Here is an 18,718-nt window from a genome sequence, read left to right as displayed (position 1 = left end):
GCTGTCCATCGAGCGCCTGCTCGGTTGCAGCGTCCGTGGACATCATAATTGTGTCTTGGAGGAAATTGGCATGGCAAAAATCTCAAAGGTTATGGTCGGTGAATCGCTGGTGGGAGACGGCAACGAAGTCGCGCATGTCGACCTGCTCATCGGCCCGCGGGGGAGCGCGGTCGAAACGGCATTTTGCAACGCGCTTACCAACAACAAGGACGGCTTTACTTCGCTTTTGGCGGTGATCGCGCCCAATCTTCAATGCAAACCCAACACCGTGATGTTCAACAAGGTCACGATCAAGGGTGCCAAACAGGCGGTCCAGATGTTCGGCCCGGCGCAGCACGCCGTGGCAAAGGCCGTGCAGGACAGCGTTGCGGACGGGACCATTCCGGCCAACGAAGCAGACGACGTGTTCATCTGCGTCGGGGTATTCATCCATTGGGACGCGGCGGACGACGCCAAGATCCAGAAATACAATTACGAGGCGACAAAGGAAGCCATCCAGCGCGCCGTTGCAGGAACCCCGACCGCCGCCGAAGCAACGGCCCAGCGCGACAAGGTCAAGCATCCGTTCGCAGCCTAGACAAGAGACAGCCCCGCACAGGAAAAACCCTCTTCTGAGACGGATGGTCTGTTGCGCCGGCTGAAAAAGGTTCTGGGCTTTTGAAACGTCAGCTCCCGAAGGGCGCACGCCCTTCGGGAGCTGACGAGCAACGATGATCAGGCGCCGAGTGACGCGAGGCGGCCGGGCGTGAGCGTAGCGTTGTGCAATGAGGTTGCGACCAGTGCCGCGGCGACGCCCATGGCGGACAAGGCCCTGATGTCGTTCTCGTCGCGGACACCGCCGGCCGCAATGACAGCGCGATTTCCGGCCTTGGCCTTGACCTCCTGCAACCGCCCGAAGTCGGGACCGGCGGCCGCACCGACCTTGGCCAGCGTCATGACAATCACCTTTTGCGGCCAAAGCTCGGGCTCATCGAGAAGAGAACGCGGCCCGCAAAAACTATCGCCGACGAAATCAAGGGACAGGATGAGATCGGGATGATCGCGAAAACGCCGCAGCAACATGTCGTCTCGCTGCGATTCAGAGCCCAGAACAGGAGACAGCGAGCGTTCGGCAAGCGCCGCCAAAAGTGTCTTTTCGTCGGCCACGCCGGCATCGACCCAAAGTTCCGGCGGCTCCGCCATCGTCCTCAGCCGGGCGAGTGCGTCGCTGTTTGGCGCTCCGCCTTCGATAGCGTCCAGATCTGCGATGTAGAAGGTGGAAAAAGGATAAAGCCCACGCAGTCCTTCAGCGACCGCGACCACATCAGGGCTTCGGCTGAGCGGCGTAACGATCGGCCTGTAGCGATCGCGTTTTCCCTGCTGGGCGCGAACCACCACGCCGTCTTTCAGGTCGAGAACCGGAATGATACGCAACGCTTTTTTCACCGACCAATTGCCACCGTCATGAAAGCTTGAAGCGTGGAAAAAAGAAAGGGCATCATTGCCGGTTTCGACATTGGCGGCGCGCATCTGAAGGTGACCCGCGCACAAGACGGTCGCGTCGTCGAGGCGGTAACGATCGCAACGCCGCTCTGGCAAGGGTTGGACAAGCTGGCTTCAGCCCTCGACGAAACGGCTCCGATCTACGCGGGTGCGGATCTCAACGCATTCACCATGACGGGCGAACTGTCGGACATCTTTCCGTCCCGCGATGCCGGCGTGGCGGCTCTGCTGGGTCAGATTTCCACCCATTTCCCCGCAGACAAAAAGCTGGTCTATGCCGGACCATCCGGTTTCGTCGGAGTCGAGCGGGCAGCGCAGCTGACCGCCGATGTGGCTTCCGCCAATTGGCACGCGACAGCCTTGTTGGTGGCAAAACTCGCCGGCGATGCCCTGTTCGTCGACATGGGCTCCACCACCACCGATATTATCGCCATCAAGAACGGCGCCGTGGCCAATGACGGCTACACCGATGCCGGACGGCTTCTAACCGGCGAATTGGTCTATACCGGCTTTACCAGGACATTCCTGTTCGGCGTAGCCTCGTCGGCTCCCGTCCATGGCAGGCTAACGCCGCTGATGAACGAATATTTCGCCTCGATCGCCGACGCTCACCGCATCCTGGGCGTGCTCGACGAGGACGACGACAGGCACCCTCCCGCCGACGGCAAGGAAAAGACTGTGGACGGCTCGATCGCGCGGCTGGCGCGCATGGTGGGGCGCGACGCCACCGACCTCACCCCGCCGGAATGGGGTGAAGTCGCGCGCTGGTTCAGCGAGCAGCAACTGCGCAAAGTGCACGATGCAGCGGCGCTGGTTGCCGGAACCCTGTCTCGGGATGTCCCGATCGTCGGCGCCGGAAGCGGTCGCTGGCAGATCAGGCGGCTGGCCGAACGCATGGAACGCAGTTACGTCGATTTCGCCGACATCATCCCCGCCGATGACACTGTTCGCGGGCAAGCGAGCAGCGCGGCACCCGCGTCCGCAGTGGCGCTTTTGGCGGGATATCCTTCGTAAGCAGGTTGCGGCGCTCGCGCCTATGCTCGCGAGTCCTCGCTATCCGAACCTTTGGCGGTCAAGTGATCGCTGACACGCTGCATCAGCCAGCCCCAGGCTTCCTTTTCACCGTCGCCTGCCGTCTTTTCGATGGCGATCGAAAGGTAGGCGATTTCCGCCTCGATCTTGTTGCGCGGCAGCATGCCGAGCCGGCTGACCAGGATGGCCAGCTCAAGCACCGCCGCCTTGGCTCGGTTGAGGCCGGTGAACGGCGCGAGCGTTTCCTCCCGCACCACGCGGCAGAAATGGCGGGGACGCACACCATTGTCATCGACCGCCTGGACTTCGAGGCCCGAATACGCCAGCGCCGCCTCGAGCCTCGGCACCGGGAACCCGTCAACCGGAACGGTTGGCCAATGCTTGCGGCCTGTCAGGCAGCCGGCAAAGACACGCACGTCGTCAGTATAATTGGCGATGGCGAACGGCACTTCGGCGAGATTGTCGAGCGTGACCGACGGCCGGAACGGCGCGATAACCCAACCGTCATTCTCGGCAATGATGCCGATCGGCGCGATGTGGACGTTGCCTGCCTTGTTGACCGTCGTGATGATGGATTCGCGAATATAGGGCATGGTCCTAGCGCTCTTTCCTTGCGCGGAGCGTCTTGCCCGGCTCGGCAAGACGGGTACGGTCGGTTTCGGGTGCCGGCGCGGCAACGCCCCATGCGAGCGGCTCGTCCTGCACATAACGCTTGCCGAGGCGCCACGCGATCTCCGCCTTCATCAGTTCCGCGCCGAGGTAAAAAGCGTGTGCGCCATCGGCGTTGACGTCCAGCCCGGCAAAAAGTTCGAACGCATCCGTGGCAACCGCATGCCCTTTGCTATTGAAAACATGGATGCCGTCCTCGGCTACCGCGATCCGGAAGTTGGCGTCGCGCACCTGGGCCGCCAATGCCTCGATATCGTCGGGGGAGGCTGTGAAAGGCTTGCGATCGTGGATCTGCAACAACCCTGGGTGATAGCCGCGCGGCAACGCGCCGTCCGTGCAAGCAGCCAACATGACGCGGCGGGCGATATCGTGCTCCTCGATCGTGCGCACCGTGTGTGGGCTGACATGCACCGCCAGCACGTTCCGGATCCGGAGTTCCGAGCAGAGCCCCGCTAGAACGGCTGTAACGCCGGAACTGTCGGCGTCGGTCAATTCGGTGAGATTGCCGGTGCCCATCAGCAATTCGATGTCCGGCCAACGGCGCCGCGCCTCGATGAAGCGCCCGAGTGAAACGGCGAAGCCGAAATGGATCGGGTCGAGCACGGGATCGGCAATGAAGGCGACGCCGGCCTTTTGTGCCGCGGTAATCGCCCGGCCGAGCGAATCCAGATCGCCGGGGATGGAGGGTATCAACACTGCCGTAGCCCGATGGTCGAAGATCAACGGCAGCGTGCTCTCATCGAGGCTGAGAAGATAGTCCGCGCCGGCGTGCGCACCGATCGACAGTTCGTCTGCGCTGGCCGAATCGACGCTGACCACAAACCCCTGTGCCTTGAGTGCCCGCACTGCCTCAGCCAGCAACGGAAACGGCGTCTCCGGCAGGCAGCCCAGATCGATGACATCCGCGCCGGCCGCAGCCAGCATCGAGGCCCTCGCCATCAGGGCCTCGACCGACAGCATCGGCGCATCGACGATCTCGGCGAAGATGCGCATATCGTGACGCGTCAGATCCGGCGGTTTGCCCGCCCGGCCAAGGAAGGCCGGAAGGTCGGCGATCTCGTCGGGGCCGCGCACAAAGGGCACGCCGAAATGCTCCGACAGGTGTTCGATGTTTCCCCGATAGCGTCCGGGCAGGATGACGCGGTCGACGTCTCCTGTCAGAGTGAGCCGACGCTTCACGATGTCCTCGCTCATCAGCGCGGCGACCTTGACGCCGACGTCGACGATTTCCCACGCGAATTCGGTTCTGCCCAGCCCGGTCAGCAGCCGTTCCAGCCGCGCCTTGGCCAGATGGCCGGTAAGAAAAACCAGCCGCTCAGCCATCGCTTGCGAGTTCGGCCTGGCGCCGTGTGAGCGAGGCTTCGAGATCAGCGAGCGACTCGACCACCAGGGTCCGCTCGAAACTCTTCAACTGTTTGGTATTTTCCAGGTCGATCCTGCGCGGATAGACCTTGACCAGCCCGTGCGGTGCCTGGGTTTCGAGTTCCGGCGCGGTGTCGCAAGCAAAGACGATGGCTGGCACACGGCACTTTCCCGCTTGGGCAAAGACATTGGTGGCGAGCGTGTCGGAAATGCCATGCACGCATTTGGCGACCGTGTTGGACGTAGCCGGCGCCACCACGACCGTGTGATAGACACCGTGGTAGAATTCGCCGACCGGGATCGCGCTCGCGGTCTTGTCGTGCAGCACGCGCGTCGTCTCCGGGAAATCAAGTTTAAGCTTGTACATGCGCAGCACTTCGTTGGCGGCCTTAGACACGAAGACATCGCAATGTTCGAGCTGGCGAACAAGTGCGAAGCTCTCCGTAAAAAAATGCCCGGAACCCGTCAAAACCCACGCCCAGCGCGGCACATGCAGCTTCACCATCGGCTATCCCGCCTTCTTTGCCGACGACCCTGTTGAAGCCACTATCCGGATGCCGGGCAGCTTGCCCGACGCGAGCATCGCGCCGGCCCCGGCAGCATCCTTCGGACCGGCGAGATGGAAATCGATGCCGTCGGGCAGCATGGCGGCAAAGCCTGGGTCGACAATGCCTCGGGCCCTCAGGCTGTCAGCGGTATCGCTGTCGAAGAATGCACCGGTCTGCTTGACAAGCAACAGCGCGTTTGCGCCAAGCTTGCCGGCAAGCCAGGCGGCCAGAGAATCGGAGGTAATGTCCCAGGAGGCCGGAACATCCAGCGCCGCCAGTGCCAGTGATGACGGCAGCCACACCGGAACCTTCCCCGCCTCCAACACTCGCCCGATCTCGTCCAGCGACCGTGCCGGCGCCAGCCTTTCGTCCCGGTCGAGGATGACATGGCCGAACTGCTCCATGGCCAGGATCGCCATGGCATGAGCGGCGGTATCGGAAAAATCCATGCTGGTCTGCGTCTCGCGCACATGATCGGCAAAGAGCCCGCCGCCGGGCACGATGACGATCGGCAGCCTGGAACCCGCCAGCGCTGCGATCCAGCTCTTCATCTCCGCCGCATGGGCCGTGCTGCCGCCAAGCTTGACGATGGCCCGTCGAAGCATTTCGGGGCGCTCCTGGCGCGGCCGGAAAACAACGCTTCGGTCTTTTCGGCCAGCAATGCCGGAGGCAGCACCGCGTCCCGCCGATTGGCGCTTGCGTTCGATCTCAACGCCGACGCCGCCAGGGCCGAGCTCGAGCTTTTCCACCCTAACCGTGACGCGCACGACACGCTGGTTCTCCAGCACGTGCGCTGCCACCTGCTCGGCCAAAGCCTCGCTGAGCTGGATATGGCCCCGCGCGATGATGGTGCGAATGCCGTCCATGATGATGTCGTAGGAGAACACATGGCGCATGTCCTCGGGATGGTCGGTGATTTGCAGCACGTCGGCGATCACATCAAAGCGCACTTTTTGAGTATGGCCATGCTCGAAGCTGTAGGCACCGATCTGGACCGGCAGAACAAAATCCCGCACAAAAATCCTGTCCGTGCCCAGTGTCGGGTCGGTGTCCGGCGAATAGCCTCTCGCTGCCAACAGGCGATAGTCGATACTCGATTGATCGCCGGTCCCGGATTCCGCTGGAATCAACTCGCGAATCTGCGAGACCGCCTCGGCGCTGATCGAACTCGTGCGACCGGAATGGCCACACAGCGCCCCCCGAAAGCCGAGAAAATCGGGAGCGAAAGGCAATAGGCGCGGAATGTCCGGAGCTTCCAGCGATCCACTCAGGCCGACCATCAGACCGAGCGATTTCGTTCGATCGACGAATCCCGGAATACGCTCCGGCGGCAGATGATCGAGCAGCCGGCCCTTCCCCTTTTGCGCGGTATCAACCATCACGCCGTGGAAGCGATGCCTGGCGAACATCGGCAGAAGCTCGAAGTCCGGCGCCAGATCGGCAAACAGCACGGCAATCAGCTTCGTTCGTGCGGCGAGCGGTTCAAGCGCCTGTGCGCAGGCAGAGATATTTGCCGAAGGAAAAAATCCGATCTTCACATAGTCGACGCCGGTCGCCGCGATCTCTTCGGCCTTGATGCGGATCGTTTCGGGTTCCATCGGCAGGTCGCCGCAGACAGCGCTGACCGGAGCCCGACCCGCGATGAAAGAGATCGTTCGGAGCATGGTTTCCATGGACACCGCGCCCAGGGCTCCCGCCTTCGGGTCCTTCAGGTCGACGATATCGACACCTCCAGAAAGAGCGATCTCCGCCTCTTCGATGCCGGTGACGCTTGCCAGCATTCTGGTCATTTGAACAGTTTCTCCAGTTTGGAGGACAAGACGCTTTTATAGAGGCGGTCGATCCCCCTGCGCCACGTCTTGCCGGTGTTGCCATGCGAATCGACGCTGGCGACCTTCCGCACCGTTCTGGCAGGCGCGAAAAGTCGTCCTATAGGGTTTGATAAATTTTGCGGGTCGGCTAAGTTGATCATGGGCACCTTGACTTGGCGCGGGTCCGGCAACCGTCGAACCTCTGCGCAAGAATGGGTAATTACTATCGATGACGAGCGCGGTGCCAGGCACTCTCGCTGCCTTTTTGTGCTTTTTTTCCCTGACCGTCAACGTTTCCGACGCGACAGGCCAGGAAACGGTGGCGAAGCCGGAAAAAAAGATAACTGAAATCAAGATAGGCTATTTGCGGGCCTACGCACCGCAATTGACGCTTTCCATGCTCGACCTGCCGCCACGTGACGAAGGTGTCGCCGGTGCCGAGGTGGCGATCGGCGACAACAACACGACGGGAAAGTTCACCAACCAGAAATTCAGCCTCGACGTGACCGAGGTCAAGCCCGACGGCGACGCGGTTCAGGCATTCGAAGGCATGATCGCCAAGGGCGACCGCTATGTGGTCGCCGATCTTTCAGCCAAACAATTGCTGTCGATCGCCGACATCGCCCGCGACAAAGGCGTGCTGATCTTCAACGTCGGCGCCACCGACGACAGCCTTCGCGAGGAGGACTGCCGCATCAACGTTTTCCATATCGCGCCGACGCGCAGCATGCTGGCCGACGCGCTGGCGCAGTATCTCATGGTGAAGAAGTGGCCGAATTGGGTGCTGCTCTATGGATCGCATGAGCAGGACCATCTCTACGCCGATGCGCTGCGCCGCGCGGCAACCCGCTTCGGCGGCCAGATCGTCGCCGAGAAGGAATTCAAGGATACCGGGACAGCCAGGCGCACCGACACCGGCGCCACGCAGATACAGCAGCAGATTTCCGTGTTCACGCAAGACCTCCCGGAGCACGACGTGGTGCTTGTCGCCGACGAAAGCGAGGTTTTCGGCACCTACGTGCCCTACCGCACCTGGACGCCGCGGCTGGTCGCCGGCACGGCCGGTCTGGTTGCATCGTCATGGCATCCCGCCAGCGAACAATGGGGCGGCATCCAGATGCAGAGCCGCTTCCTGAAGACGACGAGCCGGCGGATGCTCTCCAAAGACATGTCGGCCTGGACCGCGGTGCGTGCGGTCGGCGAGGCCACCACGCGCACCAAGGGCGACGATGCGAAAAAGATCAGCGACTATATACGCTCTGACGATTTTTCGGTTGCTGCTTTCAAGGGGCAGAAGCTGACCTTCCGCAAATGGAACCTCCAGCTTCGCCAGCCGATCTTGCTTGGCGATACCAAGTCGGTCGTCTCGACATCGCCACAGGAGGGCTATCTTCACCAGGTCTCCGAACTCGACACTCTCGGTGTCGATCAGCCGGAAACGAAATGCGCTCTCAAGTAGAGTCAATCGGGAGGAATTTGCGTGCAGAAACGAGCTTGCGCATTCGCCATTCTCGCGGCCGGCTTCACGGCCAGCCCGGCATCGGCCTATACGGCTTACGTGTCCAACGAGAAGGACAACACGATGACCGTCGTCGACACGGCGACGATGCAGGTGGTGAAGACCGTCGAAGTCGGCCAGAGACCTCGCGGCATCACCATCTCGCATGACGGCAAATTCGTCTATCTATGCGCCAGCGATGACGACACGATCCAAATCATCGACACCGCGACACTTGAAATTGTCGGTACGCTGCCATCCGGCCCCGATCCCGAATTGTTCGTCCTCTCGCCCGACGGCAAGACGCTTTATGTCGCCAATGAGGACGACAATCTCGTCACCGCCATCGACGTCGAAAGCAAGCAGGTCCTGGCCGAGATACCAGTCGGCGTGGAGCCGGAAGGCATGGGTGTCAGCCCCGACGGCAAGACCATGGTCAACACCTCGGAAACCACCAGCATGGCGCATTTCATCGACACCGGCACGCATGAGGTGACGGACAATGTGCTGGTCGACACGCGTCCTCGCTTCGCCGAATTCAAGCCCGACGGCTCGCAGGTCTGGGTCAGCGCCGAGGTCGGCGGCACCGTCAGCGTCATCGACAACGCCAAACGCGAAGTGGTGAAGAAGATCCAGTTCGCGATTCAGGGACTGCGGGCCGAAACCATCCAGCCGGTAGGCATCGCCATCAGCGCCGATGGCAAGAAAGCCTATGTCGCGCTCGGCCCGGCGAACCATGTCGCGGTGATCAATACCGACACTTATGAGGTGGAAAAATACATCCTCGTCGGCCAGCGCGTCTGGCATCTGGCCTTCACGCCCGACCAGAAAACGCTGATCACCACGAATGGCAATTCCAACGATATCACCTTCATCGACACGGCCACCGACGAGCCGGTCCAATCGCTCACTGTGGGCCAGCAGCCCTGGGGTGTGGTCATTTCGCCCAAATAGCAGACATTGATCATCGGGAGGCTCAAGACATGAAACTTTGCCGTAGGTTTTTCTTCGCCGCGCTCGCCGGATTTGTCCTTGCTCCGATCGTAGCAAACGCCGACGATGCGACGTCAAAACCGTCGCGTGCCAGCAAGAACCTGCCGGAATTGATTATCGGTTCGGCCGATTCCACCTATGCGGTCAATCAGAAGGACTTCGAGCTGATCGCCGGCCAGGGCTATCGCTGGAAGATCACGTCCAAGGGCGGTTTCGAGTACAAGTTCGTGACCGATCTATTCCGCAATGTCTGGATGGACCAGATCGTCATCAACGATTTGGAAGTGCATATGGACGGCGGACCGGCCTGGCTGGAATTCGACGACGCGGGAACGATCCAGGTGCAGTTCCATACCGTTCGCCCGGGCGAATATACCTGGTCGGTTCCCGACCTTGCCGACAAGGGACTGAAGGGCAAGATTACGATCAAGTAAGACAAAAGGCGATCAGGGGCGCCAATAGGCCAACGCGTCCTGAAGGAGCGATCCGGTATGCAGCATATGAGGACAAGCGGACCGGGAGACGAGGTGGTGGCGCTCGATGTCCGAGCCGTCAGCCATTCCTATGGCCAGAAGCGGGCGCTCAACGACGTCTCCTTCTCGATCGCGCCGGCGACTTTCACCGTTCTGCTCGGCCTCAACGGGGCCGGCAAGACGACGCTGTTCTCACTGATAAGCCACCTCTACGACACGCGTCACGGATCGATCCGCATCTTCAGCCATGACATTCGCCGCGCGTCCGGCGAAGCACTCAGGCGGGTCGGCATCGTGTTCCAGGCACGCACGCTCGATCTCGACCTCAGCGTCTACCAGAATCTCTCCTACCATGCCTCGTTGCATGGCATTGGCGGACGCGAAGCTCGCCAGCGCATTGCCGCGCTGCTGGAAACGGTCGACATGCAGGGCCGCCAGCATGACAAGACACGCAGCCTCTCCGGCGGTCAGATGCGGCGCATCGAAATCGCCAGGGCGCTGCTGCACCGACCTTCCCTGCTCCTGCTTGACGAGGCGACCGTCGGCCTGGATATCGAATCTCGTGCGGGCATCCTCGCCACCATCCGCAAGCTCGTCCAAGCAGAGGGCATCGGCGTGCTCTGGGCCACGCATCTGATCGACGAAGTCGAAGACGCCGACCATGTCGTCATACTGCGGCGGGGTGACCTGGTCGCCAGCGGCAAGGTGTCGGATGTGATCCGTGCGAACGGCGGAAGTTCGATTCGCGAAACCTTTTCGAAGCTCAGCCGCGTCGATGCGGCGGGCATGACGGAGACGTCGCCATGAGCGCCCCTTCGATGCCCGGAAAGGTCGCCGGCATCATGCCGGTGCGGTCCGAGCCATTCGGCCTGCGCCACTATCTCATTTGCCTGAAAGGCGTCGTCCTGCGCGAGTGCCTGCGCTTCCTGCACCAGCGCGAACGCTTCATTTCCTCGCTGGTCCGGCCGCTGGTCTGGCTGTTCATCTTCGCGGCCGGCTTTCGCCAGGTGCTTGGCGTGTCGATAATCCCGCCCTACAAGACCTATGTGCTCTACGAGGTCTATATCACGCCGGGCCTTTGCGGCATGATCCTGCTGTTTTCCGGCATGCAGTCTTCACTGTCGATGGTCTACGACCGCGAGATGGGCAACATGCGCATCCTGCTGGTCAGCCCGTTTCCGCGCTGGTTCCTGCTGGTGTCGAAGATGCTGGCCGGTGTGGCCGTATCGATCGTGCAGGTCTACGCGTTCCTGATCGTTGCCTGGTTGTGGGGCGTCAAAGCGCCGCCACTCGGCTATCTCTATGTTCTGCCGGCACTGTTCCTGTCGGGCATGATGCTTTGCGCGCTCGGCATGCTCTTGTCTTCGCTGATCAAGCAGCTTGAAAACTTCGCCGGCATCATGAACTTCGTCATCTTTCCCGGCTATTTCGCGTCTCCGGCGCTGTATCCCTTGTGGCGCATCCAGGAGGCGAGCCCCCTGCTCTACAAGATCTGCCTCTGCAACCCGTTCACCTATGCCGTCGAACTGATCCGTTTTGCCTTCTACGGGCAGATCGAATGGCTGTCGCTGGGCGTCGTCGCCGGCTGCACGCTGCTTTTCCTGGGCGGCGCCATCATCGCATACGACCCTTCGCGCGGTTTGGTGATCCGCAAACAGGACATGGGAGGAAACGCCTGATGGCGCGAATGAGACTTGTTCACACTCTGGTTCTGGTCACCACGCTTGCGTCGATGGGGGGCGCCGGCGCGGCAAACACCGATCCCGACTGGCCCTGCATGCAGCGTAAGGTGCCACAGCTCTCGCTTGGCCAGATCTGGAATGGGCCGGAGCTTCCGGCGACCGCGAAGGATTGGGCGAAGGATCCAGGCGTGTCAGCGCTTGTCGATGCTGTGGCGGCCCGGCGGACGCCGATTGCACAAGCCCAGAAAGAGATCAAGGATTTCGCGACTTCCCTACCGCCCGAGCAGGTCGCAACCAAAATGACGATGCTGGTGCAGGGAATGTTCGATCACATGGACGCCGAGCGTTCGCACGTGATCTCCGGCATCTCCCGCTATGCCCACAAACAGCTGGAAATGGCGGCACAGTTGCGCAAGGAAGCATCCGAAGTGGACGCGCTGCGCGCCAAGGCCGATGCGGATCCGGACGAAGTAGAACGGCGAACCGATCAACTGAATTTCGCGACGCGAATTTTCAACGAACGCGTCCAGTCGCTGACTTATGTCTGCGATGTGCCGACGATAATCGAGCAGCGGCTTTACCAGTTGTCGAAGACTGTCTCGGAAACGCTCGCCGTGAAGAAATAGACCTTGGCCGCCTGTCTCACGACTCTCTGCCAGGCAGCACACGCCAGCGCTGCACGAAATAACCGGGATGCGTCTCGATCCACCTTGCCACCAGCGGCTGCGCCTGCATGAAGGCAGTCCCGGGATTCATCGCCAGACCGTCTACCATTTCCTCGCGTTGTTCGCAGGTCCGCGGTCCATCCGTCAGGCAGACCATCATAACGAGTGTGTAAAGCATTACCCCTTTTCCCCATCGAATTCCCGAACCCATACCCGGGAGAGTTCCGAACAGTCTGCAGGGGTTACACATACAGATCGCTTACGGTGTGAAAGGACGTGGCCCCCGCTCTTTCGCACTGCAACATAACATATCGCTTATATAATACCAACGATCGCGGGCGTTCTCCACCGGACTTTCATCCGTTGCGCTCGTGCAGTGTCATCCAGCCTTGTCTGGATACAGCTTTCCGAAAAGGGGCAGGTACATTGCGCCCTTGCGCATCAGGAAATCGTTGAATGTGGCCATCGCCGGCGAGATTGCGTGATCGGTTCGCATCACCGAGAACCATTGTCGGCGGATCGGCATGCCGACAACGTCGAGGATGACAAGCCGGCCTGCCTCGGTTTCCGCAGCGATGGTGTGAGCAGAGATGAAGGCGATGCCCAGACCAGCCATCACCGCCTGCTTGATCGTTTCGTTCGAGGCCATCTCGACACCGAGGTCGTCGATGCGCCCAGGCACGTCGCTCAGGAATATTTCCAACGAGATACGGGTTCCGGAGCCGGGCTCGCGAATAAGGAAATGCTCCTCGGCAATCCGCTCCTTGGAGATATCGCGCGCCGCCACCAAGGGATGGTCGGGCGGCGCGATGATGACCAGCGGATGATCACCGAAGACCGAAGCACGCACCGGAACCTCTTTCGCCGGACGCCCCATCAGCGCGATATCGATGTCGTGGTTCCTGAGGTTGTCGATCGTCTGGGCACGATTGCCGATGGCAAGCCGCATGTCGATGTCGGGATGGTCCTTCATGAACGCAGCCATCAGCCGCGGCGCGAAATATTTGGCTGTGGAAACGACGCCGAGCCTCAAGCTGCCGGTGCGTACGCCCTTGATGGCATCCATCTTGTCTTCGAGCAAACCGAGATGCTCCTCGATAGCCTGCGCTGTCTCGACGAAAGCCAGACCTGCGGCAGTGGGACGCATGCCGTCCGACGTTCGGTCGAACAGAGCCAGCTGGAATTCTTCCTCCACTTGTCGCAGTTGGATTGTCAGCGCTGGAGGAGACAGGCCTAACATCTTGGCTGCGCTGACAATTTTGCCGCACTTGATGATTGCCTGGACGGTCTTGAAATGCTTGAGCGTGAGATTTCTCATGTCGCATACTAAATTATTTTTACTGATCAGGTAAAGTTATTGAATTTTACTTATCGTGCGACGTTTGTTTCCATTCCTCCAGTCCAGCCGCTCCGAGGAGATGCGGCGGGAGGGGAGGTTACGATGCCAGCGGCAACGCTCGACGCTTTTCTGAACTCCTATCTCGGCCACCCAGACGAATTCCGCTCGGCCGTTGTGACGACCGTTCGTCAGTTGACACAGGCCGCCATCAAGGTCCGCAACACCATCAACCAAGGGGTGCTCGGCGCCGCCTTTGCCGAGACCCGTGGCGCCAATGCCGACGGCGACGTCCAGAAGGATCTCGACGTCTTCTCCGACGACATCTTCCTCGACGCCATGCGCCGTGCGCCGGTGGCGCTTTACGCCTCCGAGGAGCTGGAGCAGCCAGTCCTGCTCGACAGGCAAGCGCCACTCGCCATTGCGATCGACCCGCTCGACGGCTCTTCCAACATCGACACCAACGTGTCGATCGGAACGATCTTCTCGCTCCTGACCGCAACTGGCGCGCCGGACGCTGATCCGGCCGCCTCTTTCTTGCAGGCGGGCGTGAACCAGCTAGGCGCCGGTTTCTTCATCTATGGGCCGCAGTTGGCACTCGTCCTGTCGCTCGGCAGCGGCACGCATGTCTTCGTCTTCTCGACAAGGCTCGGCACCTTCGTCCAGGCCTATGAAAGCCGGATCATTCCGCAACGCACTCAGGAGTTCGCCATCAACGCTGCCAACTACCGGCACTGGGACGAGGCTGTGCGGCTCTATGTCGACGACTGCCTGGAGGGCACCGAAGGACCGCGCGAGAAGGATTTCAACATGCGCTGGATCGCCTCTCTGGTCGCCGACTGTTACCGCATATTGATGCGCGGCGGCGTTTTTCTCTACCCCGGCGATCGGCGCAAAGGCTATGGTCAGGGACGGCTGCGCCTCGTCTACGAGGCCAACCCGATCGCCTATCTCATAGAGCAGGCTGGTGGTGCCGCCACCGACGCGATCACCCGCATCCTGGAAATCGAGCCCGAGAGCCTGCATCAGCGCGTGCCGATGATCTTCGGGTCGGCGCGGGAAGTCGCGCGCATCACGCGCTACCACACAGAGCCGAGCAACATCGGTGAGCGTGCGCCGCTGTTCAGCCGCCGCGGCCTGTTCAGAGCCTGAGCAGCACCATGTCAGCCAAGCACCCCATCATCACCATCACCGGGTCGTCGGGCGCCGGCACGACCTCGGTCAAGCGCATCTTCGAGCTGATTTTCCGGCGCGAGAACATCGAGGCCGCTTTCATCGAAGGCGACGCATTTCACCGCTACGACCGCGCGGCGATGAAGGCAAAGGTGGCCGAGGAGGAAAAGGCCGGCAACCCGAACTTCACCCATTTCAATGCCGCGGCCAACGAACTCGGAATTCTCGAAGAGGTGTTCGCGGAATATGGCCGCCGCGGAACCGGCAAGACCCGCACCTACATTCATGATGAGGAAGAGGAAAAGCAGCACGGCACGCCACCGGGAACCTTTACCGAATGGCGCGAATTCGCTCCCAGCGACCTGCTCTTCTACGAGGGGCTGCACGGCTGTGTCGTCACCGACACGATCAATCTGGCCAAGCATGCGGATCTCAAGATCGGCGTCGTGCCGGTCATCAATCTCGAATGGATCCAGAAGATCCATCGCGACCGTTCGACACGCGGCTATTCCACCGAGGCGGTGATGGACGTGATCCTGCGCCGGATGCCCGACTATGTCCGCTACATTGTCCCGCAATTCTCGCAGACCGCCATCAACTTCCAGCGCGTGCCGATCGTCGATACGTCCAACCCGTTCATCGCGCGCTGGATTCCGACACCCGACGAATCGATGCTGGTTATCCGCTTCGCCAATCCGCGCGGCATCGATTTTCCGTATCTGCTGTCGATGATCCACGACTCGTTCATGTCGCGGCCAAATTCCATCGTGGTGCCAGGCAACAAGCTCGATCTTGCCATGCAGCTGATCCTGACGCCGCTCATCCTGCAATTGGTTGAACGCAAGAGCCGTGTGTCGTGAGGAGGATGCAATGACCAGCCAAACAGCACTGAAGCCCGTCACCACAACCGCTCCCGTCTCGGAGCGCGACATGGCGAACGCCATTCGCGCGCTGGCGATGGACAGCGTTCAAAAGGCGAATTCGGGTCATCCCGGCATGCCGATGGGCATGGCCGATGTCGCAACGGTGCTGTTCAACCGCTTCATCAATATCGATCCGTCGAGACCGGACTGGCCCGACCGTGACCGTTTCGTGCTTTCAGCCGGCCACGGCTCGATGCTGCAGTACGCGCTGCATCATCTGCTCGGCTACGAAGACATGCAGGTCGAGGAATTGCAGCGATTTCGGCAGCTGGGCAGCCGCACCGCCGGACATCCGGAATACGGCCATGCGCTTGGCGTGGAGACCACCACCGGACCGCTTGGACAGGGCATTTCCACGGCGGTCGGCATGGCGCTGGCGGAACGCATGCTTGCCGCCCGCTACGGTGCCGATCTGGTCGATCATCATACCTATGTGATTGCGGGCGACGGCTGCCTTCAGGAGGGAATCAGTCACGAGGCGATAGATCTCGCTGGTCACCTGAAGCTTTCCCGCCTGATTGTCTTCTGGGACGACAATGCGATTTCCATTGACGGGCCGACCTCCCTCTCCACGTCGATGGACCAGCCGGCGCGCTTCAAGGCCGCCGGCTGGGATGTCCAAAGTGTCGCCGGGCACGACATGGCAGCAGTCGCCGCGGCAATCGAGGCGGCGCGGCGGTCGGATCGGCCATCGCTGATTGCCTGCCGCACAGTGATCGGCATGGGTGCCCCCAATCTCGGCGGTTCGGAAAAGACGCACGGCGCACCGCTGGGTGAAGCAGAGATCGCCGCGACACGCGAAAACATCGGCTGGGCCCACGCGCCGTTCGAGGTGCCGGATGATATCCTTTTCGCCTGGCGCGAGATTGCCGGTCGCGGCGAAGCGATGCGGCGCGCCTGGGAGCAGCGGCTTGCCGCCTCGCCGCGGCGCGAGGCTTTTGAAAACGCCGTCGCCGCCGAACTGGCCGACACGGTCTTCGACGCGCTCGAAGCCTTTCGTCGCGAACATGTCGAGAAGGCAACCAAGGTGGCGACGCGAAAAGCCTCCGAAATGGCGCTGGAGGCCATCAACGGCGCAACGGAATTGACCGTCGGCGGCTCGGCCGATCTGACGCACTCGAATCTGACGATCACCAAGGGCATGAACCGCATTGCGCCGAGTGACTATGCCGGCCGCTACATTCACTACGGCATTCGTGAGCACGGCATGGCGGCCGCCATGAACGGCATCGCGCTGCATGGAGGTTTCGTGCCCTATGGCGGTACGTTCCTGTGCTTCGCCGATTATGCGCGCGGCGCGATGCGGCTCTCGGCGCTCATGGGCCAGCGCGTCATCTATGTGATGACACACGATTCCATCGGCCTCGGCGAGGACGGCCCGACGCACCAGCCGGTCGAGCACCTTGCGATGCTGCGTGCCACGCCTAATCTCAACGTCTTCCGTCCGGCGGATGTCATCGAAACGGCGGAGTGCTGGGAACTCGCGCTGAAGAGCAAGGATCGGCCGAGCGTCCTGGTGCTGTCGCGCCAGAACCTGCCGATGCTGCGTCGGTCGCACAGTGACGAGAACCGCTCCCGCCAGGGTGCCTACGTCCTGCGCGAACCAGCCGAGCACCGTGCCGTCACCCTGATCGCCACCGGCTCGGAGGTCGAGATCGCGGTTGCTGCCGCCGAAAGGCTGGAGACCGAGCATGGTGTCGCCGCCGCCGTCGTGTCGATGCCGTGCTGGGAGCTTTTCGAGGAGCAGGAAAGCGCCACCCGCAAGGCCGTCCTCGGCTCGGCGCCGCGCGTCGCGGTCGAAGCGGCAGCCCGGCTGGGCTGGGACCGCTGGATCGGCGAGACCGGCGCTTTCGTCGGCATGACCGGCTTCGGCGCCAGCGCCCCTGCCCCCGACCTCTACCGGCATTTCAACATAACGTCCGAAGCGGTTGCTGCAGCGGCGCTGAAGCTCATCATCTAGGAGGATTCACAATGGCTCGCATCACCCTTCGCCAGCTTCTCGACCATGCCGCCGAGCACGGCTACGGCGTACCGGCATTCAACATCAACAACATGGAACAGGGCCTCGCCATCATGGAAGCGGCCAAGGCCTGCGACGCGCCTGTCATCATCCAGGCTTCGCGTGGCGCCCGGTCCTATGCCAACGACATCATGCTGGCCAAGATGATGGAGGCGCTGACCGAAATCCACCCAACCATCCCGCTATGCATCCATCAAGACCACGGCAACAGCGAGGCCACCTGCCTTTCCGCGATCCGCCACGGCTTCACCTCGGTGATGATGGACGGATCCTTGATGGCGGACGCCAAGACGCCGGCAAGCTACGACTACAACGTCGCCATAACCGAACGCGTCGCACGTATGGCGCATTGGGTCGGCGCTTCCGTCGAAGGCGAACTGGGCGTGCTCGGCTCGCTGGAAACCGGCCAAGGCGAGGCCGAGGATGGCCACGGCGCCGAGGGCGCGCTCTCCCACGACCAGCTCCTGACCGATCCCGATCAGGCGGTCGACTTCGTGACCGCAACCCAAGTCGACGCGCTGGCGATTGCCTGCGGCACCTCGCACGGTGCCTACAAATTCACCCGCAAGCCGGACGGCGACATCCTGGCCATGCAGGTGATCGAGGCGATCCACGAGAAGCTGCCCAACACGCATCTGGTCATGCACGGCTCTTCCTCTGTGCCGCAGGAGTTGCAGGACATCATCAACAGATACGGCGGCGAGATGCCCCAGACTTTTGGCGTCCCGGTCGAGGAGATCGAGCGCGGCATCCGCTACGGCGTGCGCAAGGTCAATATCGACACCGATTGCCGCATGGCCATGGCCGGGCAGTTCCGCCGCGTCGCGACGGAAGACCCGCGCGAGTTCGATCCCCGCAAATTCCTGAAGCCCGCCATGGATGCCTTGCGCGACCTTTGCCGGGACCGCTTCGAGCGTTTCGGTACGGCGTCCAACGCCTCGAAGATCAAGGTCATCGCCATGGACGAGATGGCGAAACGTTACGCCGCGGGAAAACTCGACCCCCAAATCGCAACCGCGAAAGCCGCCTGAGCAACAAACAGGAGACCTGT

At 61.6% G+C, this 18,718-nt stretch carries 19 protein-coding genes; 12 read left to right on the top strand and 7 right to left on the bottom strand.

The features are described from left to right. The first annotated feature begins 70 nt into the window (after nt 1-70). The gene (gene fae / locus P3C39_RS28050; RefSeq protein ID WP_013532036.1) at nt 71-577 is read left to right on the top strand and encodes a formaldehyde-activating enzyme; all 507 of its coding nucleotides are present in this window, start codon (nt 71-73) and stop codon (nt 575-577) included. A 137-nt stretch (nt 578-714) separates the two neighbouring features. Here fae and P3C39_RS28045 read toward each other — a convergent pair whose 3' ends face one another. Further along, a complete protein-coding gene (locus P3C39_RS28045) occupies nt 715-1,509 on the bottom strand; it encodes a HisA/HisF-related TIM barrel protein (RefSeq protein ID WP_224672910.1) in 795 nt (264 codons plus the stop codon). Here P3C39_RS28045 and P3C39_RS28040 point away from each other — a divergent pair. Continuing rightward, nucleotides 1,459-2,496 (top strand): hydantoinase/oxoprolinase family protein, encoded by a 1,038-nt coding sequence (locus P3C39_RS28040; RefSeq protein WP_275954621.1) that lies wholly within the window; start codon nt 1,459-1,461, stop codon nt 2,494-2,496. The genes P3C39_RS28045 and P3C39_RS28040 overlap by 51 nt on opposite strands. Nucleotides 2,497-2,516: 20 nt before the next feature. On the opposite strand, the gene P3C39_RS28035 is transcribed toward P3C39_RS28040, so the two are convergent. The 4 genes from P3C39_RS28035 to P3C39_RS28020 are packed head-to-tail and all read right to left on the bottom strand — an operon-like array spanning nt 2,517 to nt 6,883. Continuing rightward, nucleotides 2,517-3,107, bottom strand: a complete 591-nt coding sequence (locus P3C39_RS28035; protein WP_275954622.1) for a DUF447 domain-containing protein — start codon at nt 3,105-3,107, stop codon at nt 2,517-2,519. A 4-nt stretch (nt 3,108-3,111) separates the two neighbouring features. Beyond that, nucleotides 3,112-4,506 carry a DUF6513 domain-containing protein gene (locus tag P3C39_RS28030; protein ID WP_275954623.1) on the bottom strand — a complete coding sequence of 465 codons (1,395 nt, stop codon included), beginning with the start codon at nt 4,504-4,506 and terminating at the stop codon, nt 3,112-3,114. Further along, nucleotides 4,499-5,050, bottom strand: a complete 552-nt coding sequence (locus tag P3C39_RS28025) for a flavoprotein (RefSeq protein WP_013532041.1) — start codon at nt 5,048-5,050, stop codon at nt 4,499-4,501. The genes P3C39_RS28030 and P3C39_RS28025 overlap by 8 nt, the downstream gene beginning before the upstream one ends. Before the next feature lie 3 nt (nt 5,051-5,053). Further along, the gene (locus P3C39_RS28020) at nt 5,054-6,883 is read right to left on the bottom strand and encodes a (5-formylfuran-3-yl)methyl phosphate synthase (RefSeq protein ID WP_224619560.1); all 1,830 of its coding nucleotides are present in this window, start codon (nt 6,881-6,883) and stop codon (nt 5,054-5,056) included. A gap of 250 nt (nt 6,884-7,133) precedes the next feature. Between P3C39_RS28020 and P3C39_RS28015 the strand changes: the two genes are divergently transcribed. The 6 genes from P3C39_RS28015 (at nt 7,134) to P3C39_RS27990 (ending at nt 12,176) form a co-directional block, all read left to right on the top strand. Next, nucleotides 7,134-8,363 (top strand): ABC transporter substrate-binding protein, encoded by a 1,230-nt coding sequence (locus P3C39_RS28015; RefSeq protein WP_027162614.1) that lies wholly within the window; start codon nt 7,134-7,136, stop codon nt 8,361-8,363. A 21-nt stretch (nt 8,364-8,384) separates the two neighbouring features. After that, the gene (locus P3C39_RS28010; RefSeq protein WP_013532045.1) at nt 8,385-9,356 is read left to right on the top strand and encodes a YVTN family beta-propeller repeat protein; all 972 of its coding nucleotides are present in this window, start codon (nt 8,385-8,387) and stop codon (nt 9,354-9,356) included. A 29-nt stretch (nt 9,357-9,385) separates the two neighbouring features. Then, nucleotides 9,386-9,829 carry a hypothetical protein gene (locus P3C39_RS28005; RefSeq protein WP_013532046.1) on the top strand — a complete coding sequence of 148 codons (444 nt, stop codon included), beginning with the start codon at nt 9,386-9,388 and terminating at the stop codon, nt 9,827-9,829. A 57-nt stretch (nt 9,830-9,886) separates the two neighbouring features. Continuing rightward, nucleotides 9,887-10,675 (top strand): ATP-binding cassette domain-containing protein, encoded by a 789-nt coding sequence (locus P3C39_RS28000; protein ID WP_275954624.1) that lies wholly within the window; start codon nt 9,887-9,889, stop codon nt 10,673-10,675. A gap of 35 nt (nt 10,676-10,710) precedes the next feature. Further along, a complete protein-coding gene (locus tag P3C39_RS27995) occupies nt 10,711-11,547 on the top strand; it encodes an ABC transporter permease (protein WP_050580490.1) in 837 nt (278 codons plus the stop codon). A gap of 98 nt (nt 11,548-11,645) precedes the next feature. Continuing rightward, nucleotides 11,646-12,176 carry a hypothetical protein gene (locus tag P3C39_RS27990; RefSeq protein ID WP_275954625.1) on the top strand — a complete coding sequence of 177 codons (531 nt, stop codon included), beginning with the start codon at nt 11,646-11,648 and terminating at the stop codon, nt 12,174-12,176. 16 nt (nt 12,177-12,192) lie between these two features. Here P3C39_RS27990 and P3C39_RS27985 read toward each other — a convergent pair whose 3' ends face one another. Both P3C39_RS27985 and P3C39_RS27980 read right to left on the bottom strand, forming a co-directional pair. After that, on the bottom strand, nt 12,193-12,393 hold the full coding sequence (locus tag P3C39_RS27985; RefSeq protein WP_013532050.1) for a hypothetical protein: 201 nt from the start codon (nt 12,391-12,393) through the stop codon (nt 12,193-12,195). Between the two features lie 201 nt (nt 12,394-12,594). After that, nucleotides 12,595-13,533 (bottom strand): LysR family transcriptional regulator, encoded by a 939-nt coding sequence (locus P3C39_RS27980; RefSeq protein WP_063172003.1) that lies wholly within the window; start codon nt 13,531-13,533, stop codon nt 12,595-12,597. Between the two features lie 123 nt (nt 13,534-13,656). Between P3C39_RS27980 and P3C39_RS27975 the strand changes: the two genes are divergently transcribed. Genes P3C39_RS27975 through fba form a run of 4 tightly spaced genes read left to right on the top strand, consistent with a single transcriptional unit; the run spans nt 13,657 to nt 18,698 of the window. After that, complete coding sequence (locus tag P3C39_RS27975; RefSeq protein ID WP_275954626.1) at nt 13,657-14,703, top strand: class 1 fructose-bisphosphatase; 1,047 nt, start codon at nt 13,657-13,659, stop codon at nt 14,701-14,703. A gap of 8 nt (nt 14,704-14,711) precedes the next feature. Beyond that, a complete protein-coding gene (locus tag P3C39_RS27970; protein WP_013532053.1) occupies nt 14,712-15,584 on the top strand; it encodes a phosphoribulokinase in 873 nt (290 codons plus the stop codon). Between the two features lie 10 nt (nt 15,585-15,594). Then, nucleotides 15,595-17,607, top strand: coding sequence for a transketolase (gene tkt / locus P3C39_RS27965; protein WP_063172002.1), 2,013 nt, complete (start codon nt 15,595-15,597; stop codon nt 17,605-17,607). A gap of 11 nt (nt 17,608-17,618) precedes the next feature. Then, a complete protein-coding gene (gene fba, locus P3C39_RS27960; protein WP_013532055.1) occupies nt 17,619-18,698 on the top strand; it encodes a class II fructose-bisphosphate aldolase in 1,080 nt (359 codons plus the stop codon). Nucleotides 18,699-18,718: the final 20 nt, after the last annotated feature.

Source organism: Mesorhizobium sp. XAP4, from assembly GCF_029269325.1.
GTDB classification, from domain to species: domain Bacteria; phylum Pseudomonadota; class Alphaproteobacteria; order Rhizobiales; family Rhizobiaceae; genus Mesorhizobium; species Mesorhizobium ciceri.
The sequence above is the reverse complement of the archived record's forward strand: the minus strand, read 5'-3'. Positions and strand labels throughout refer to the sequence as shown.

Coding starts and splice junctions, on each gene's coding strand:
- P3C39_RS28035 (WP_275954622.1), bottom strand. CDS start 3,107: ATGCCCTATATTCGCGAATCCATCATCACGACGGTCAACAAGGCAGGC.
- P3C39_RS28030 (WP_275954623.1), bottom strand. CDS start 4,506: ATGGCTGAGCGGCTGGTTTTTCTTACCGGCCATCTGGCCAAGGCGCGG.
- P3C39_RS28020 (WP_224619560.1), bottom strand. CDS start 6,883: ATGACCAGAATGCTGGCAAGCGTCACCGGCATCGAAGAGGCGGAGATC.
- P3C39_RS27990 (WP_275954625.1), top strand. CDS start 11,646: ATGCAGCGTAAGGTGCCACAGCTCTCGCTTGGCCAGATCTGGAATGGG.
- P3C39_RS27995 (WP_050580490.1), top strand. CDS start 10,711: ATGCCGGTGCGGTCCGAGCCATTCGGCCTGCGCCACTATCTCATTTGC.
- fae (WP_013532036.1), top strand. CDS start 71: ATGGCAAAAATCTCAAAGGTTATGGTCGGTGAATCGCTGGTGGGAGAC.
- fba (WP_013532055.1), top strand. CDS start 17,619: ATGGCTCGCATCACCCTTCGCCAGCTTCTCGACCATGCCGCCGAGCAC.
- P3C39_RS28015 (WP_027162614.1), top strand. CDS start 7,134: ATGACGAGCGCGGTGCCAGGCACTCTCGCTGCCTTTTTGTGCTTTTTT.
- P3C39_RS28045 (WP_224672910.1), bottom strand. CDS start 1,509: ATGCGCGCCGCCAATGTCGAAACCGGCAATGATGCCCTTTCTTTTTTC.
- P3C39_RS27980 (WP_063172003.1), bottom strand. CDS start 13,533: ATGAGAAATCTCACGCTCAAGCATTTCAAGACCGTCCAGGCAATCATC.
- P3C39_RS27970 (WP_013532053.1), top strand. CDS start 14,712: ATGTCAGCCAAGCACCCCATCATCACCATCACCGGGTCGTCGGGCGCC.
- P3C39_RS27975 (WP_275954626.1), top strand. CDS start 13,657: ATGCCAGCGGCAACGCTCGACGCTTTTCTGAACTCCTATCTCGGCCAC.
- P3C39_RS28025 (WP_013532041.1), bottom strand. CDS start 5,050: ATGGTGAAGCTGCATGTGCCGCGCTGGGCGTGGGTTTTGACGGGTTCC.
- P3C39_RS28005 (WP_013532046.1), top strand. CDS start 9,386: ATGAAACTTTGCCGTAGGTTTTTCTTCGCCGCGCTCGCCGGATTTGTC.
- P3C39_RS28000 (WP_275954624.1), top strand. CDS start 9,887: ATGCAGCATATGAGGACAAGCGGACCGGGAGACGAGGTGGTGGCGCTC.
- P3C39_RS27985 (WP_013532050.1), bottom strand. CDS start 12,393: ATGCTTTACACACTCGTTATGATGGTCTGCCTGACGGATGGACCGCGG.
- tkt (WP_063172002.1), top strand. CDS start 15,595: ATGACCAGCCAAACAGCACTGAAGCCCGTCACCACAACCGCTCCCGTC.